Origin of the sequence: Piscirickettsia salmonis LF-89 = ATCC VR-1361, from assembly GCF_000297215.2 — a bacterium.
Classification (GTDB): Bacteria; Pseudomonadota; Gammaproteobacteria; order Piscirickettsiales; family Piscirickettsiaceae; genus Piscirickettsia; species Piscirickettsia salmonis.
In genome coordinates, this window is the sequence record NZ_AMFF02000196.1 from 1 (window position 1) to 1,100 (window position 1,100).

Annotated in this window: 3 protein-coding genes; 2 read left to right on the forward strand and 1 reads right to left on the reverse strand. The window is 40.7% G+C overall.

Features of this window, described 5'->3' with window-relative positions; genetic code table 11:
• Both C200_RS13260 and C200_RS13265 read left to right on the forward strand, forming a co-directional pair.
• Positions 1 to 193: hypothetical protein (locus C200_RS13260; protein WP_052133292.1), on the forward strand; the 193-nt coding region annotated here is incomplete at its 5' end.
• A gap of 75 nt (positions 194 to 268) precedes the next feature.
• On the forward strand, positions 269 to 475 hold the full coding sequence (locus C200_RS13265) for a hypothetical protein (RefSeq protein ID WP_016212475.1): 207 nt from the start codon (positions 269 to 271) through the stop codon (positions 473 to 475).
• A gap of 80 nt (positions 476 to 555) precedes the next feature.
• On the opposite strand, the gene C200_RS16000 is transcribed toward C200_RS13265, so the two are convergent.
• The gene (locus tag C200_RS16000) at positions 556 to 732 is read right to left on the reverse strand and encodes a hypothetical protein (RefSeq protein WP_016212474.1); all 177 of its coding nucleotides are present in this window, start codon (positions 730 to 732) and stop codon (positions 556 to 558) included.
• Positions 733 to 1,100: the final 368 nt, after the last annotated feature.

Consider the following 1,100-nt stretch of genomic DNA (forward strand, 5'->3'; position numbering starts at 1 on the left):
CTACTCGTCAAGATTTATACGATTCATGACAACATCAAAGACATTCATGCCACCGCCCTGTGATTTAAACCCGATCGAGCATGTATGGTCACCGCTTAAAAATAGGGTTCGCATGAAGCTTGATCAAGATGAAATAAATTTAGAGACAGCGCTTAGTCAAGTAATGAAGTCAATGTCAGAAACTATTCGTTGAGCGCTATATCATCTCCTAGGCTTTAGGTATAAATAAAAATTTGACTATGTCACTGACCAAAAAAAGGAACTTATTATGCGATGGCTAGCTTTAATCCCTATCAGCTTAACTTTACTACTGCCTGCTTTATCTTTTGCATTTACTATGGCCCCAAGCCGTATTATTACCCAAAACCATTATAAAATGAAAAAAGTCTCTGCAGAATCGCAAAGCAATAACCCACTACTTAGAGAAAAACAACGGATCTGGTTTAGCAATATAAAACACCCAGAAGAATCTTAACTCCCTTTCTCCCGACCACACCCTTTCACTTAAAATATAAAATCAAGTAAGTGAAGGGTGAATGCAAATTATGCCTGTTTTTAATAAGGAACAATCATCCCAACCTTAGTACGATGCTTAGTCACTTCAATAAAGTAACCTTCTGACAACAGCTGCATCACTTGCTTCAAGTTTTGCTGAAGTTCCGATGATGAAACACGTACAACCTGCTGACCATCCACCTGATATTGGATTTTTTTGACCCCTTGCTTATCCAAACCGACACCTCCAAAATTTCGATTATTTCTATTTCATTCTACTCTAAAATATACATATCTAAGGTTAATTGTTGTATTAATTCAATCGTAAGCGTCGCTACCTCGGTAGGTATTTTGCACATCCAATGATGCAAAATCGCCGAGCAAAACGCGACGACTATAAACCCTCGGCTGTCCGCGTCACACAGCGTTACGTGCCTTGAATCGGCACACTCCACTACTGTGCTCTCACATGACTCTACGGTTCGTATAGATTTTTAGACACTCGTTACGCTTGCTACAGACCTAACGGCCTTTCGCAACTCCGCTCTGCTAAAAACCCGAACCTACCTCGGCCTACTCACCCGTGCTTAGCACTCCATGGCTCG